Raw genomic sequence first — 17,256 nt, 5'->3', positions numbered from 1 at the left:
TATAAGAATGAGATGGAAATAAAAATGAAAAATTTGCAATGGTATCAAGAAGATAAAAATTTGAAAAATGATGCGTGGTTGAATCTATAAATTTTTAAATTAGGTGACCGCTTGAGCTGTCACCTTTATTTTGTTAGTCGTTACGCCTGATGGACAAGCTCTCTTACAGTAAACCGCCGCCGGAATATGGGACTCATCGTTACCTTACTGTTACCTGCCCATTCATTAACATAGGAAGAAGCCAGTCGTGGAGTTTAGATAGTTGCTGATTTTCTTTTGTCAGTAATTCGATTTTTTCAAAGACAGGCTCTATTCTCTTTGCATAATTATCTATTAAATCAGTATTGTCAGGTAAAGCCAGTTTAGTATATTCAATATCACTTGAAACAATTGAGTTAAATACTGAGCCTGACGCTTTCACTTCTAGGTGATGAATTAACTCTTTGGTGAGGTAATATAAAAAAGCAAAGCTTATTCCTTTTTTTGCTCTCAGTGCGTAACATGACTGGTTCATTGCCATAGGTACAGCATTAAGAACAAGACGGCCAACTGACCCTCTTGCTGTAATAAAGACAGTGTTTTTTTCAAATAAGCGTGTGCTACTATTGTTTAGCCCAGATTCAGTAATACTGTCTTGTGTATGTAGACTATAAATATTTTCATTTGAATCTGTTGGCGTGAAAAATGGAATAGAACCATCCCAATATTCAGATTTTTTTTTCGTAGGCGTACCGCCACCTAATAGATTAGCCAACGATAAAACATTTGAAGCGCTCCAGCCGACCGGAATATCCCGCTTCAAGATTGGATTATGTACCATCTTTCCACCGGAATTTTTATACGGCTTACCATTAGTATCAGGGAAATCAAACTGTACAAACCAGTAGTCGTAAAGCGTTTTTGCCATCGCTTCTAGTTCGGTATTGATTCGGATATTGAGTTCGATTTTGTCATCGATTGCCCTCAGTATTTTAGCAAGTTTTTTCTGTGTGGTTCTTTCCGGTCCATTAAAAGGAACTCTTGCTAAGATACCAGTGTTCAAGTTAGGCATTGTCGCACCAACAGCCTGACTAATAATCCAACCCTGAATCTTTGGTGAACTTAAATAATAGGTTAAAAAATCGGAATCTAAATTACTCCCAGGCCGTAATAATAAACAACCTGTCCCACAAAAATAACCAACTTCTTGATCTCTAATCAAAGCTTTTAAAGTAACGTCGCCTCTACGGCTGTAAACGATATCACCTTTCTTAACGAGATATTTAGACAGCCGCTGAGCATCCTCTTCCGAGATACATGATATCTTTGAAAGATCAACTCGATTGTTTTTCATGTTTGCAGGCATGATGCATGGGATACCCTCAGCAACGTAATCTGCCGCATGAAGTTGACTCCCAAAAGGTCCTGTATGAATTATTCCCCCTCCCTTTTTAACTAGCTCACCAAGCGTTGTGTTTAAAAAATTACTCATATTTCAACCCCGACAACTGCTTCTTAATCTCAACTTCCAGATCGCGTGATTGACTAAATAGACTGTCCAGATTATCGGTAAATCCTTTCATTTTCTCGGTAAACTGTTCCGGGGTCATATCGGTATATTCAATTTTCACATCAAAATATTGTCCGGCACTAAGTGAGTACTTTTTGGCTGCAATGTCATCATAAGAAACCACCACGGAGAAATCTTCTTCACTCCACTTTTTATTAAAAACTTCGCAGATATGCTGCTCTTCTTTTTCGCTTAATACCGTTTTCTGGTTTTTGCCATCTTTGACTTTTTCCCCTAGGTTCGAGGCATCAATCAATACCACACCTTCTTTATTACTGCCGTCGATAAATAAAATCGAAACGTTGGTGCCAGTAGTGGCAAAGATATTCGATGGCATAGACACTACACCCGCCAGCATCTTATTGTTCACCAGATGTTCACGAATCCCCTTATCAATTCCAGACTGGGCAGTGATAAATCCTGTTGGCACAACCACCGCAGCTTTACCACCCGGTTTTAGCGAGTAAATAATGTGTTGTAGGAACAACTGGTAAATGGACATTTTGTCCTTTGCCGCTTTCGGTACTTTTGGAATACCGGCAAAGAAGCGCTCCTGATTCTCTTTGCTGTCCAGAGCGTCACGGAAGTCGCTGAAATCCATCTTAAACGGAGGGTTGGAGACAATATAATCAAAGCGTTTTATCTCCCGGTCTTCTTTATGATACGGATGCAAAATCGTATTACCCTGAACCACATTCGGAATCGAATGCACCAGATTATTAAGGATTAAGTTTAAACGCAGCAGGCTGGAGGATTTCTGTGAAATATCCTGAGCAAAAATACTGCATCGATCCTCACCGATGGCGTGGGCTACGTTCATCAACAGCGTACCGGAACCGGCTGATGGGTCATAACAACTCACGTCACGCACTTTGCCTTGCTGCTCTTTTGGCACCAGAATCTCAGCCATAATGCGAGCCACGGCGTGCGGCGTGTAGTACTCGGCGTATTTGCCGCCAGAGTTGCTGTTGTAGTCTTTAATCAGGTACTCAAAGATAGTGGCGTAGAAATCAAATTTTTGGGTAAAAATACGCTCAAAACTGAATTGACCCAGCTTATTGATAATGGCTCGGCAGAAGTCATCACGCTTAGATTCATCCGCAATATATTGGCTAATACGGTCGAACAGCACCACTTTAGCGCCACCATCAGTTTTCACCGCAAAGACATCATTGTTCGTTACTGCGATATCCAGCAAGGTATCGTCAAAAGTTTTAGCAAAATCTGCATCGTTTTGATTATTAAACAGATAGCTGATGAAGTGGTGCGGCTTCAGGGTTGCAGTATCCGCGCTCATCTTGAGTTGCAGTTTGTTTAACTGCTCTTCGCTCATGGCACTTAGCACGTCTTCCCAGCGCTTCTCATCAGCTAGCTTTGGATCAACTTTTTTCGCCTCAAAGGCAAATTTATCGTTCAGGAATTTGTACAAGAATGCCTGCGTGATGATTTTGAATTCGTTACCATCGTTACCCAGCCCGTAGTTGGCACAAATGCTTTTCAGGTTATCGATCAGGGTCTTAGTTTTGTCTCTAAATTCTAGCTCTACCACGTTCTTGCTCCGGTATTAAATTCGTTCAGGTATTCTGTGACAATCAGGCGGTTGATGTCTCTGGCTGCATCGGCACTCAGGTTGATATGGTGCACATCTTCGAAGTGGTTGAGCACGCAAGACACCAGTTGTTTCTCAAAGTAACTTTCATTGTTCAGTATCTGGCTGTTGTTCAATACTTTTTCATCTGCATCCTGCTTCACACCAAACAACGCCTCAAAAATTTTACGCTCTGGCTCACCAAATGCGCCGCGCTCCTGTAACCGCTTATGAGTTCGGGCATACTTCCGGTCTCCTCGATACTTCTGGCGGAGCAGGTTGTTCTGGCGATTCAGCTCTCTGATGCGGTCATGAATTCTATTGAGTGTGCCAATATTCGCAACCATTTCGTGCTGCGTGACATCACTGAGTTTCTTTTTCTTAAACAGGCGTTCCAGCTCTTCTTTGAGGGTAATGAAGTGTGGGTCTTGCTGATCAAAGTTGCTGGCTAATGCTTCACGGGTACGACGTAGCGTCTGTTTCAGCTTGTCGGCCAGAATCAGCTCCTCTTCGCCCACCTTCACAAACTCGAAAATGACATCTTCCAACGCGCGATTTAGCAACCCGGAGATATCCTCACCCTGTTCCAGATTCTCTCTCAGATTGAGCAAGTCAAGGCGAGCACTGGCGACACGGTAGAGGACATTGAGCCGGTTAAAATCAAGCTCAGTGAGGAAATCGTAGTCACCCTGCAGACGAATAACGTTATACAGGCTTCTGGCATCGGCCAGAGCGTTTTTCAGCACCAGCGCGGTTTCACGATCTTGGATTTCGTTGATTTGGTCGGAGAAAATTTCTGCATTATCGGTATCAAACTGGAACAGTACATTCTTGATATGTTCGATTTCCTGGCGAATTTCCTCCTGAGATTTGAATAACTGGGAGTAGTTCGCCATCTCGTCGCCCAGCTCATCCTGCAACTCTTCGAAGTAAGCTTTATTAGTGTCATCAAATTCCTGACTAATGTCGGCAAAATCCACCACATAGCCATAACGAAAATTCTTGTAGGTTCTATTTACGCGGGTTAACGCCTGCAACAGACCATGTTTTCGGATCACGCGCCCGAGATAAAGCTTCTTCAGACGTTTTGCATCAAAGCCAGTAAGCAACATGTTGTAGACAAACAGCAAATCGATTTTCCCGGCTTTAAAATCGTCTACCCAATCTTTCCGCTCTTGCTTTGTGCCAACGTCATGCAGGATTAAGGCTGCGTTCTTAATGGACCTCTTCTTACGAGCGAGAATGCTATAAACTGCCTGAGGCTCGGCAGCCTGCGAATAACCTTCACTATCTTCCTGTTCAGATTGCTTATCAGTAGAAGCAAACTCTTCATTAAAAAGTTCAAACATCTGTTTAGCCTGCTCAGAGCTGGAGCAGATAACCATCCCACCAATGGAGTCGTCATTGTAGGTTTTACGGCTATTTTCGAAATCAGTAGTAATGTAATCCAGCATTGGTTTAACAAAGCTTGGGTGCGAATAGACTTGAGTCTGCTGTCCGCTACCCATTTGCACTTCTGCATCTTTTAGTGTTTGCTGTAACACCATTCTGTAGTTACTGGCAATCTCTTCGCGGATAAGGCGCAGTGTATAGCCGTCTGCAATGGAAGCATCGTAATAATATTTGTGGATATATTCACCAAACAGTAACCGCGAGTTGTAATCGGTTCCAAGAAGTGGTGTTCCGGTCAGGCCTATTTTAATCGCATTACTATCTGACTGGGTTAGATTGGCAAGGAAACTGCCGGTCGGATTATAACTACGATGAACCTCATCTAGAAAATAGACTCGCTGAATACTGACATCATAATCTTTGGTTGTAACGACATCAGGGTCATCTTTAAATTTCTGAATATTGACGACAGTGATTTCAGGCTTTCCAAGATGATTGTGAATAACCTGTGTTGCCTTAATATCTCGGGAAAAGTCCTCACGAGAATCGATAAGATGCACCGTTAATCCTCGAGCGGTGAACTCACGATGTGCCTGTTGTAATAAATCCAGCCGATCAACAATAAAATAGAACTTGGGGATCACCTGCTTTTTCTGAAAATAATTCGTCAGAAAACTCACGTTGTAATAGGCCAGTGCAGTTTTGCCGCTACCTTGTGTATGCCAAATGATTCCTTTTTTGAGTCCTGCATCTAACTTACGTGCTATCGCCTTTGTTGCAAACAACTGCGGGTAGCGCATGATGTGCTTCTCAAGTCCAGTGGACTCTGTGACATAAACCAGCGCATAGCGCAGAATAAATGCCAGACGATCGCGGCTCAGGAGCGAAGTACAAATGCGATTAGTTGGTCGATTATAATCTTTATTGATCTGGAACTCAGGGCTGTTACGAATCACTTCAAGGTTATTGTCTTTTAAGACAACCAATTCAGATTCTTCAGACAACGGCTTTAACATTGCTGTCAGGTCAAAAATTTCCTCTTCACGGAAATAGTTGAATACGGGCTTATGATACGAACTACTGGCGTAGAATGCTCCTTGAATTGGTTCCGGATCGCCGTCGTCATACTCCATGTTGTTGGAGAAGATCATAAATTGGGTGATGTTTGCAAAACGCCTGAATTTCGGGTTCTGAAAACGTTCGTTGATACGCTTTCGTTCATCAATAATGCCTTCCCGATTATTTGGCTTTTTAACCTCAATGAAAACCAATGGCATACCATTAATCAGCAATGTGATATCAGGACGGAATTCTTCATCACCATTGACACAAGTCAGCTCGGTAACAACATGGAAGCTGTTGTTGTTGAAATTTTCAAAATCGATAAGTTTGATATTAGAACGGTCTGTTAGCTTTTCGAAAAATGCGCGCCCTAAATCTTCATTATCTAGTAAGAGTGTTATCTCTTTAAGAAAGCGCTCTACGTCATCCGGGGTAATACTGGGATTGATCTTGGCAATAGAGGCTTTGAAGATCTCAGGAAAAATATTAGTTCCCTTGTCCCAATCCTGCCCTTTAAGTGACAGATAGGTGTAACCCAACCTAATGAGATGAAGAATCGTTGGGATTTTTACGCGAGTATCTTCAGTAAATTTCCCTATTTTGGTAGGCGTTATCATTCCTCAAGTATCCTCTCAAACAATTTGCTTATGTCGCATTGGAAGAGGGCACAAAGCTTATCTACCGCCTCCAAATCAACCTTTTGAGCAGTTTCTTTGTACATCAGCGTTATGGTATTGCGGCTGATGCCGGTTTCTCTGACTACATCAGCGATGCGCATTTTATGCTCACCCATTAGTCGGGCTAGATGGCAACGAATCATTGTTGTCCTGCTATGCAAACGTGTTAATGGCTATCGGAACACTATACGACTTTTTAGACTTACCGAACATTTTTTCAGTTCAACTCAAAAAATTGTTGGTTAGGGGAACTTTACTGGTTGCTCATAAGGTGATTTACGGCCAATCCTTCTGACGCGAGCATTTACAGAACTCATCCACATTAACTGACGTATCTGGCGTTCACCAGACTATGCAATCGACCGCTTTCGTGAGAGCGAATATCGGGCCAATTCAAGCAGAAGTTGCTATATAAGTCTGGAAAACTCTCGTTTTGCATCTTCACCCAAAGTTTCTAAGTGCTGGGTTGCAATAAAGGATTTTCCAATGCAATCAACGGTATCTATTAGATTAACGATAAAGGAGGGGGCCACATGACACAGATAGCGTATTTCGGCATCAAAGTAGCGAAGGGTTAAATCTTCTATCGTTTCCCAGCCAGCAGTTGAATACAGATAAACCTTTGTACAGTTTGTTTTTGGGCTTCGGTGGCATTGTTTCTGGTGCGGGTAAGGCAGGACGTTCAGCAACTTTACGTAGTTCGGCTTTTGCGCGTTTTTGTGTCAGCCAGGGCGCAAATTTGTCATAAAAACGACGTGCGGCTTTGCAGCGGTTTCGGTCTTTTTGCAGCAACAAAAGGAAAAGTGGGATCATCAGTAAGGTACACAACACGATCATGGCAAGCAGGGTCACCAGCCGAGCGTCTTTCCTGTTCTTCTGGAACTTCTCTTCACTCCATATAACGTCGATATTATCGACGAGAATAAAATCGGTGCTACGAAGAAAGCTTGGAGTATCTGGATGGTCAAACCGTACGCATTTCTCCCGAAGGTAATCGAGAATATATTCATTTATTTGCTGCGGGAAATACATACCGATACTTTCATAAAGAGCTTTTATAATATTTTTTGACTGCGGGTTAGCATCATTGTGCTGCCGCCCTCCAATTTCATTTAAAACTTTGCAGCGTTTTTCATCGCTGACAGTGGAAAACTGACGTTAATTTACTCATAGCAAACTTCTCACAATATAGACAAGCTGCATTTCTCTGGCGCATGGGGGAATGGCAGAAGCAATCAATGTGACCTGCCTTGAACGATACCTGTGCGCCAGAGCGGGCAGCAGTTGAGGTATTGCGGGGTATCGGTAATGCACTCGGTGCAGCCTCCCGCGATTGCAGGTCATCCCCTCAGGCCATTGGCCTGCCTCGGTATCGGTTCAACTCTCCTGTAAAAAGTGGTCAGCTCGACGTAGAACATGTGTGTCAGATGCATGACTTTTGTGTGAAGTTGCGTATCTCTAAGGTTGAAGTGGGTCTGTGCTGCGGCGTCACTTTCACAAGTAAAAGTGACGTCGCATACAAAGCGCAGCAGGGCAGGCGCTAGCAGATGCCTTTCGGCATAGCAGAGCGCAGCCAGCAGCGTTTATTAGACGCTAGAGATTTTGGGTATAGATAGCCTAGGTTACAGCGAGGCAACCCAGATTAAGGATGTGATGACAGCGGCTTTTAGCAGATCTACGGCTTAGAAGGCTGTTGCTCTACTAATGGCTAGTCTTCATTTGGTTGAAAGCCAATCGCAGTATCCTCGGCTGGCAATACTGGTTGGCTAAGAAATGCTCGTTGTTAGCCATTTCGCTAGGATAAGTATACCTTCATCGCATCGACTGCGATCCCCGCTTTCAAAGGTTCAGGAGGGGTACCGCTCTATAGCGCTTCCTTTCAGGCTTAGGTAACTTTTCTTGTGGTCGCTCGAAAGCGTCAGTCTCAGACCACACTCCATTCCTTATGACTTTGGGTTTGTGACCACTCGAGGGCGTTTCTCGCAGATCACTCGTATCATCCTGATACTGGAAACATTGGCTGCTGTCGTTGACAGCGAGGTTACGTGGTTAAAAATACGACAAAACTATAGAGGCATCAAGTCTTTTAATGCACGAAAATGAGTGTGAAACGGCGCTCATCGCTTTAATTATATGTGGGAAAATTCTGTCAAAATGAATTATCTTTTTAAGCAAATAAAGTTATTTCAATCAAGAGATATGGGAAACGACTCGATATAAATCATTAATAAAAAAATTTGTTCTAAAACATTTCCTCAATAAATAACACTTTGGGTGATAATTTCTATTTTTTTAAGATTAATTAGTATTAATTAGATGGATGTTTTATTTTTCTCATATTAATATTCAGGGTTTGATTTTTCATAAGTGGGAGATGCAGTAAGTAATTTTAATAAATCACGGAGGATATTGTAGTCCACCACCAAAATAATGAATTTAACACAATGAATAATGTCGCTTTATAGGGGGGAACTGTGTTTGTGCTAAATTATGTAAAGTATATCTCACTGCCAAAATTGTATTTATCAATTTTAAATATTAAATAATCTTTTTTTATGGACTTTAATGTCGTATTTTCAATTTTGTGATTAAAAGCAATAACCATGCATCATGTGTGTATGATAATTAATCTTATTTTTTGTATTGATAGCAAAGATTTGAGTAAATATAATGAAAACATATTTCACAAATCTTCATTTAAAATAACTATAAGCTAGCTTTTATTGTTTGTTTTCACCAGAGATTATTATAAATAGATTATTATAAATAAATCTTCAGTTGGCGTTTAATAATAAGGTGGCTATTATGATTTTTTCTGATTATTTTAATTTAGATAATAATCAACTTTCTTTAGATTTTATTGATATACCCCTAGACACAGATCTTTGCTTGTTTATAGATCCTACAGCAATTAGGGGATTGAAATCAGAATGGGGACAAGATTTAATTGAATGCCTTCAGGACTATTTTTCAAAAATATTAGAAAAAATAAAAGAGGGGGACGATAAAACAGCTTTTTATCTTCTGTCTTCATTAAGAGAATCTAACTATTTTCATTTGGGTTATTCAAAAGGAAAATCTGGAGGCAAAGCTTTAGGAGATCAATCAGCAGATGACATATTAATTTCTTTGAAATCTAGCAATGCGGCTAAAAGTGGTCTATTAAAAGATCTAGAAGATACAGCATTGACAATAGATGGTGTCGCTAGTGACAGAATTTCTGATTCCGTATGTAATATATTGAAATTATTTTTTATCGAGTATACCCAGCATATATCAAAATTCTATGGAGTTAAATTAGAGGAAAGTGAAAAAATTAAAGTTTGGGATGATGAGGAAAATAAATGGATTAGTAAGGAATTCCTATTGCCTCGTGGTGTGGATGGCTCAGTAATTCTCATTCCTAAAATATTAGCACGGTATGGAATTGCTTATTCACATAAAACTTTCTATACCAGATATATAATTCCATCTCTCAGAAATGAACATTTGAGTCTAAATTCAGCTCTTGTGGAAACCTTAAAGTCAGGTAAAAGACGTGTGACCAGAAAAAGGTTATTGGATGAATATGGAGCTTCAAAGCCATTTATAGCGTCTCAGATAGAAAAATTTCCATCATCACTGAACGAATATAGAGAGGAAATGACTTTAAATCCACCTCCACCGTTAAAACATAGAGACTTTCAAGAGATAAATAAAATTGAGCTATTTAAATTATCTGAACTGACAAAAGAACTTTTAAGCTATGCTAAAGGCGTTGATGGCAATAAATATTTTAGTTCATTAAAAAAGATACTTCCTGTTATTTTTTACCCTTCATTAATATATCCGATTGTTCTCGGTAGTGAAAACGGAATTTTTAGGCTATCTTATTTAAATGAGTCTAGACAAGGTTTTTTCTTCGAGTTGTCTGTTTTTGGAATTGAAAGTGAAAGGGTGATATTTTATTTTTATAATGATATTGCTAATGATAATGTTATTGACACTATGATTAAAGATTTAGATATAAATAAAGTTCAGCTTGGCATTATTTTCTGTAGAGGAGTAGATGATAAAATAAATAAAAGGCTGAAGAATTTATCTGTCTTGGAAAAAAATCATATCCTAATTATAGATGATAACGGTTTTGATAATTTAGTTGATGAATATTTAAAAGGTGGAGATCAATCATTCGAATATATCAAGAATATTTTTAGAGATATAAATAAATGATTTTTAGTTCTAAACCACCTCTTTATTGAGGTGGTTTAGATATTTTATTTTGGTAAGCATTATATAAAAAATAAATCATCATAATGAGAGTGTAAAAATTGTATTTTGACTAACTAAATTATAGGGTTAAATTTATTATGAGATTTTTATTTATCCTGAAAATAATATTTCTTATACTATCATAAAACTGTCCATATGTGTGAAATTTGTACATTAAAGACATGTTCTGTTGTGTGAGAACGAGCTATTCGCGTGTATTATTGAGTTAATGATGAGTTCATTACTAAACTTTCTTGTAGCTTTAGTTGCTCGGAATATCAATGTTGTTTTTGTGGATGAATGAGGAATAGTAGAGATGACTAGTAACTCTGATGGGTATATTGCATTTTTGAAACCTGGAAGTAATGAATGGATTCCATTAAGTAATGAATCTTTCGTATTCTGGAGGGATAGAAATAAGAATTTAGCGTTGGAAATGACTGGCATTGACCTTAAAACTGTAGAAAGTGAACCGATTGCGGACTCGGAAAAAGAAATTATTAGGGAGAATAGGGGATACTTTAACGATGTTCTATTGCGGTCTCTCCAACTCCCTAACTTGTCTTTCTTTGCAGGTAGTGGTACTTCTCTGGGAGAAGTAGGTGGCCCAAGCATGTTGGATTTATGGATTAACTCCATGTGGGAAAATCCGCTGTTAAATAAAGAGGAAGTAGGCTATGGTATTTTGAAAGAATCCGCAATAAAAATATGTGAAAGAGTTAGATATAATGAAATTAAATATCCTAATATTGAACATTTTTTATCTCAATGTGATGCTTACCTTTCCTTTCATGATGATGCAGAAGTTCTTAATTTTTTGAATGACGTTAAAGCTGTAATATTAGATAAATGCCAGAGTTTTATTAATGCTCGAACTAGTGATTTAACATCATATAAAATGTTGTTGCAGAAAATGGCTAGAAGACGAGTTCGAGATCCATGCTTGAAAGTTTTTACTACTAATTATGACATGACATTTGAAACCTCCGCTTCAGATCTAGGTATGATAGTAGTGGATGGCCTTTCTTATACTGGGAAAAGAAGGTTTGATGGAAAGTATTTTAATTATGTGAATCTACCCCTTGTTTTTAAATTAACACCAATCATAATCTGGTCGAGGTTAGGGTTTAGAATCTCATCAGTAAATTTCCTGACATATTCCGATGCATTTGCCAATCGCAAGAATACCATCAATCAGTTATCATCGAATACCGTACTCATTATAAGTGGTATCATCATGTCGAGAAAATTCCTAGGTCAAATGTTGATGTATCAGGACTCAGTCAATCTGATGCTGGATAATATCTATGTGACCGACAGTAATCAGTCGGTGAACTCTCTGAAAAATATTATTATAAATAATAGATGTTCTGTAAACTATGCTAGTGTTGGTGTTTTTGAAATTTATGTTCAAAGATACGATTTGATATGATGGATAATGTGTTTCTCTGGTGCTATTTACAAGGTCGATTGTACTCGATTATATGACTCTATTTTAAATATTTTCAATGAGAATAGAGCCATCTGTTTTTTAGTAAATATTAAAATTTGCTAGAAAATATTATTTCATTATCTTCATTGTGATCATTTGAGTCGAAATACTCCTCATCCATATCATCAAATTCAAAGTTTTCTTCAATAAGCTCTTTTACTTCTACTATCCTTGTCTTGGCAGGATTAATTTGGAGTTCAAAATTGCTTATAGCCTTCGTTAGCTGAGCAAGGCATTTATCCGCTTCTTCTCGTGTTTCGAAGAAAAGAAAATAATCATCGACATATCTAAAACCTTCAGGCCACCTTTTTAGGGCTTTTTTAAGTTCTACATCAATTGCAACTCCAATTATTTCTGCAATGATATGTGAAGTGTCGGGGCCGATTGGTAGACCAATAGTTTGTCTGTCTTGAATTCCCATACATTTTTGATCGAGAATATTTCCAAAGAACCTGGAGGTTTTTTCTGATGTACGTTTGGCTTCCGATTTTCCATGTAAAGCCCATGGAATAGTGTGTGTATAGATGCTTGGGAAAAAACTCGTTATATCTGTTATTAAAACATATCTAAAACCTGTAGACTTTGTTATTTTCTTCTCATACAGTTCATTAAATTTTATGAGTTCAATTGCTCTTAGCGTAGGAGATATATTGGGAGTGCTAAGTGATATTTTACTTTTGCGGTAGTGTTTTTGTATTTGTGCCCAGTAATTATCTATCTCTTTAGCAAGATAGAAATACCCAATAGGATTTACTAATCTCGTTACACGGCGATAATATGAGGAGCGGGCAACAGAAAATTTTTCCATTTTACAGTCTGGAGTTTTGTTTGCGTTCCATCGACCTTGGAAATTTTTGTATTCCCGTGCAAAGGATTCTGAAGTAAAACTAGGGGGAAGTTGCACAGGAAAAAATCCTTTTGCTAATAACTCTTTTAATTTATCCATAATTTCTTCTCCGTATATTCCTATATTCTAGGGAGCAATCTTAAATGAGTCTTGATAGTTGTTTACACTGTGGCTACTATTTTTTGTGCTCAATTCTGACGCTACCATACTAAAGTAGGTTTTATCCTGCCAAACGTTAATGTCACCAATGATATAAATATTCTTACGGGCACGAGTGAGAGCAACATTCAGTAAATTTGGTTTACTTGCAGCCCATACTGCGCCACCAGAATTTTGAATATCACATCCAAGGACAAATATTACGGTATGGTTTTCTTTCCCCTGAAAGGTATGTACGGTTCCTATATTCTGACTAATCCATTTAGAGAATCGTTTCTTTTTATCCTCCCCTTCAAGATATTGACAAAAATAGTCTTTATGGGACGATAGTTCTTTATTTAGTTGCTGTTTAACCGCTTTGAATGGCGAAATAATATAAATCTGAGAAAGATTTTTTTCTTTTTCTACCAATGTAGTTAATAATGTTAAGACTTCTTGAGCCAATGATGGTTTGTACTGTTTTAGAGTACAGCTCCCACCAGAGTGAATCCAACGATTATTGCCTAATATAGGATGAGGTTGTGGTTCGATTTTATTTGCCGATTCACCGTGAATCATGCGGTTATCGTAGGCGATTTTGTTTGCCAGGCTAAACATAGGTTCAATACAGCGGCGATGAACCCATAAAGGAATTCCAATCCAAGCTGTTTTATTCATGACTGGAAGTTCACAACCGTAACGATTTGCTCTATCAGCAATGGTTTGCACTGACCATTTATTAGGGCTCCATTCTTTAGCATCTTTTTTTAGTAAGGCACTACTGATGTATTCAACTAACTTAGGAGGAGTTGTAAAAACGGGTTCTATTTGTAAAGGATCTCCAGCCACGATAGCCCTTTTACTACGCCATAAACCTCCCACCGCAGCTTGAGGTATAGCTTGTCCTGCTTCGTCAATTAATAACCAACCAAGCTCTTCATTTCCTAAGCTTCTAAACATTGAACCTAAGGAGGCAAAAGTTGTTGATACTACAGGTACTATCATAAATAACAGCTGCCATATTTTTTTATCATTAGGATCAGTCTTTCCATCAAGCATCTCTGGCAGTTTAAAAACTTTCTTGCGGAATATTTCATGTTTTAGAGCTTCTAAAAGCCAAGCTTGATGTAAGTCGAGTGCAGCGATAAAAAGCTGTGAGCGGAGATGGTTTATCGTTGGATCTTGCCAATAGGCATTCCTTTGTAGCTCACTGTCATTAATATATTTTTCAGTGTCAGGAATCTTTATTTCAGGATGTTCATTACAGAAATGGGCAAGTTTCTGCTGTTTAAGTGTATATTCGTTGTATCTTTCTTGTAGTAATTGTTCTGTCTCTTGTTGCTTTTGTAACAATAACGGTTGCTGTTGAGTATAAGTATCGATTTCTTTAAGTAAATCTATACGTTGTTGTTTTAATGTTCGCTGATGAAGATTAACGTCACTGACGTGCTTTAGATAACTAGCGTAGCGAGAGCGATTAAAAATTCGGATAAGGATATTAGGCTTATTACGCTCCAGCTCTGCTGCGTGCAAATCTTCAATTTCTATCTGGCTTTCTAATACTTCCAGATGACGGTGTTGTTGTGTCAGTTTCTGTTGGAGATTCTTGTAATCAGAAGCTGCTTCATCCCTAGATTGCTTAAATGCTTGTAACCAGGTTTCAAGGTTATTTTTTTTAAGAAACAAGGCTATTTCATGGGCTGACTGACAACTTGCTATAAGCTGTTCTAGATTTTTTAGTATTTGATTAAAACGTTTTTTAGCATCAGAGAAACTCTCTCTGGTTTGAAGTTCTCGCCAACGCCAGAAGTTCAAAAAATCCTTTGATATCGGGCGATTAGCTTCTTCCTGGCTATATTTTTCGTAGTATTTATCGAAGAAGAAGCGTTGTTTGAATTTTATCCTGTTTTTTTTGCGTCCAAGCACGGCAGAAATAGTTCCCCAGCAACGTTCCTCAAGGGATGTTATTGGCTGTAGTTTTCCTTTACGACTTTCAGCATTCAATTGATTGGCAACGGATTTAAGATAATTCACCTTTTGGTAAGGTTGTCCAAGAGCTTTCAACTGTGGGAGCTCACGGGAAATATTTTCGGCAGCAGCGTTATTTGAAGAAGCAACGACCATTTCAAAACCTGTCAGATCAGTACACAAATATCCTTCTTTATCTAATGCATCCTTAGCTTGAGAGAATCTAGCGAGGACTCTGGCCCGTTCAACAAGGTTATAAGCGATAATATCACGTAGCAGAGTTGTCTTACCTGTTCCTGGCGGGCCATTTACGGACAATAAGCCGCTGGTGGTGAGCTCCATCACTGTCGTGTTTATGGCAAATTGTTGCATTAAGGACATATTATGTGTTGGCTCTGAGGGCCAGCGTCCTAATGGGGTATGGTATGGCGCCAAGTGGTTGATGATAAGTTTTAACCCTGATTGGCTGTAAAGATCAGCGTGTTTTTGATTTGTTGCGGTGAGGTAACTAATAAGAGAACGGCTGGTTGTTCCTGTTGAGAATGAGCGTATTGCTTTTTCTATATCGTTTATATAGAAGCTGTTTAGAATAGGCATAATACGTTCATCAGCCACAGCCTCATCACTTTCATCATCATCATCGATTTCTTCATTTAGAGGCGAATTGGCGATTTTCTTTATGCTATTCTGATTATCTTCCAGTTTATCGTGTGATTCTTTTTTATCTTTAAGTTCTTTCCAATCAAGAATAAATGCCCATTCCGTATTTTCTGGATAGAACTGAGCCCATTGGCAAAGAGTTTCTAACAGTTTAATAATCCCTTCAGAAGATAATGTTTTTACATCTCGCTTTTCAGGATGATAGGGAAGGAGATTTTCTATACGCTTTAGTTGTTCCGCTAGAAGGATACAGCGTTGATCGTAAGTTTGCAGAGATAAGGAGGTCGCAGTTCCAGACTGCAAATGACCCAGTGCCCAAGGTAGAGTACTCAACGATATCTCACTGAAATTAGGGGAACCATACTTGTCTATCGTCAATTTTGCGAAGCAAGTTTCTCCTTCAAGATCTAACCGTTGTTCTAGTTCTAATTTTTCCGTTTCGCTGGTTTCTGAGGCAATACATTCATCAACAATTGTATTGAGTAGCGATTTATCAAAGATACCAAGGTAAAGTGTGTATCGGACCTTATCGGCTTTGATACGTAGATTGTGTCGACTTTGATTGCTTAACCAGGGAAGAATTTTTTCACGAGAGTATTTTAATTCATCAAAAGTAACATTGACTCTTCCCCCATCATCCGTTTCTTTATCTGGTAAAGAGTATGGCTGAAAAAATTCTATCAAATGCCAGCTTTGTAAGATCCGTACCATTTGCTGCTGTTTATCGTTATTCATCATTTTTCTATATCCTTAACCTTATATATCCATTTCAAGTAAGAGCTTATTCAGACCAAGAAAAACTCATCCCCCTTTCAACCCTCTCATCAGAACTTCAAGAATAAATTGGTTCGCTAGATGTGCAATAACTGAGTTGATCTCATGGCTTACAGCCTGAATACTGTTATCCACCACGGCATTCACTAGCTCAAACATCAGCAAATCCGGGCTAAATAATTTATAGCGAATTAGGCTGATATTACGGTTTATTTGCTGTACCGCATGTTCATCGTATTTATTAAAATCAGCAGCAATGCAAAGCAGGCGGATACCAGACCAGTCAATATTCTCGGTAGTTTCTTTACCCAGTTTATCCATCACTAGCCAGCGGAATTCTGCCTGATGATCCAGCAACCAGTCGAGATAAAACAGCCCCTGATTAATCACGTTCTCATTGCTGTAACGCTTATATTCAATAATTACCGGGCAGTTATTTTCGTCTAGTCCCAGAGAATCAATACGTCCGCGATGCGTTTTGCCGATATTGTATTCCGTCGCCAAGAATCGGATGCCTAAAAAGGTGTCCATATGGGATTCGATCAGGGATTGCAGATTTTTTTCAATGGTGGCTGCTTTGCCGGGTAACTCACTTACACCGGATGTGTTGTAGCGAAACAGCTGGATATCGCTCATGCAACTTCCTTCGAAGGCTGCCAGTCGCGTAAGTCGATTTTGCCGGTGACGGAGGCGGAGATGAGGGCGGAACGGCGTTCTTTGAGTAAATGAATTGCGATATCAGCATTTTTAATTAATTGTTGAAAAATTTTAACTTTTTTATCTAAATATGATGCTTGCTTAGTCATTATTTTTCTACCTGAAGTTTTTTCCCTATTGTCCATTATGCGAGGCTGGTCG

General features: G+C 38.9%; 10 protein-coding genes and 1 pseudogene. 2 read left to right on the top strand and 9 right to left on the bottom strand.

Going from position 1 to position 17,256, the window contains the following annotated elements:
* Positions 1-199 precede the first annotated feature (199 nt).
* The 5 genes from ACGF63_RS03525 to ACGF63_RS03505 all read right to left on the bottom strand — a co-directional run bounded on the left by ACGF63_RS03525 (position 200) and on the right by ACGF63_RS03505 (position 7,300).
* Positions 200-1,471, bottom strand: a complete 1,272-nt coding sequence (locus ACGF63_RS03525; RefSeq protein ID WP_387628817.1) for a restriction endonuclease subunit S — start codon at positions 1,469-1,471, stop codon at positions 200-202.
* Positions 1,464-3,098 (bottom strand): class I SAM-dependent DNA methyltransferase, encoded by a 1,635-nt coding sequence (locus ACGF63_RS03520; protein ID WP_387628815.1) that lies wholly within the window; start codon positions 3,096-3,098, stop codon positions 1,464-1,466. Before ACGF63_RS03520 ends, ACGF63_RS03525 begins: the two co-directional genes overlap by 8 nt.
* Positions 3,092-6,208, bottom strand: coding sequence for a type I restriction endonuclease subunit R (locus tag ACGF63_RS03515; protein WP_387628812.1), 3,117 nt, complete (start codon positions 6,206-6,208; stop codon positions 3,092-3,094). Before ACGF63_RS03515 ends, ACGF63_RS03520 begins: the two co-directional genes overlap by 7 nt.
* Complete coding sequence (locus ACGF63_RS03510; protein WP_261109885.1) at positions 6,205-6,411, bottom strand: helix-turn-helix transcriptional regulator; 207 nt, start codon at positions 6,409-6,411, stop codon at positions 6,205-6,207. Before ACGF63_RS03510 ends, ACGF63_RS03515 begins: the two co-directional genes overlap by 4 nt.
* Positions 6,412-6,826: 415 nt before the next feature.
* Positions 6,827-7,300, bottom strand: coding sequence for a hypothetical protein (locus ACGF63_RS03505; RefSeq protein WP_387628809.1), 474 nt, complete (start codon positions 7,298-7,300; stop codon positions 6,827-6,829).
* Between the two features lie 1,773 nt (positions 7,301-9,073).
* Between ACGF63_RS03505 and ACGF63_RS03500 the strand changes: the two genes are divergently transcribed.
* Both ACGF63_RS03500 and ACGF63_RS03495 read left to right on the top strand, forming a co-directional pair.
* Positions 9,074-10,480 (top strand): hypothetical protein, encoded by a 1,407-nt coding sequence (locus ACGF63_RS03500; RefSeq protein WP_387628806.1) that lies wholly within the window; start codon positions 9,074-9,076, stop codon positions 10,478-10,480.
* 355 nt (positions 10,481-10,835) lie between these two features.
* Entirely contained in the window at positions 10,836-11,951 is a 1,116-nt protein-coding gene (locus tag ACGF63_RS03495) for a hypothetical protein (protein ID WP_387628804.1), read from the top strand.
* 109 nt (positions 11,952-12,060) lie between these two features.
* Here ACGF63_RS03495 and ACGF63_RS03490 read toward each other — a convergent pair whose 3' ends face one another.
* From ACGF63_RS03490 to ACGF63_RS03475, 4 genes and pseudogenes are all read right to left on the bottom strand, one after another.
* Positions 12,061-12,957 (bottom strand): RNA-directed DNA polymerase, encoded by an 897-nt coding sequence (locus ACGF63_RS03490; RefSeq protein ID WP_387628802.1) that lies wholly within the window; start codon positions 12,955-12,957, stop codon positions 12,061-12,063.
* A gap of 27 nt (positions 12,958-12,984) precedes the next feature.
* A complete protein-coding gene (locus ACGF63_RS03485) occupies positions 12,985-16,362 on the bottom strand; it encodes an AAA domain-containing protein (RefSeq protein ID WP_387628799.1) in 3,378 nt (1,125 codons plus the stop codon).
* 147 nt (positions 16,363-16,509) lie between these two features.
* Positions 16,510-17,034 (bottom strand): annotated as a pseudogene (locus tag ACGF63_RS03480) (DUF91 domain-containing protein); the annotation flags it as partial.
* Entirely contained in the window at positions 17,031-17,204 is a 174-nt protein-coding gene (locus tag ACGF63_RS03475) for a hypothetical protein (protein ID WP_387628797.1), read from the bottom strand. The pseudogene ACGF63_RS03480 and the gene ACGF63_RS03475, both read right to left, overlap by 4 nt.
* Positions 17,205-17,256 lie beyond the last annotated feature (52 nt).

The organism is Photorhabdus sp. RM322S, assembly GCF_042879395.1.
GTDB lineage: Bacteria > Pseudomonadota > Gammaproteobacteria > Enterobacterales > Enterobacteriaceae > Photorhabdus > Photorhabdus khanii.
The sequence above is the reverse complement of the archived record's forward strand: the minus strand, read 5'-3'. Positions and strand labels throughout refer to the sequence as shown.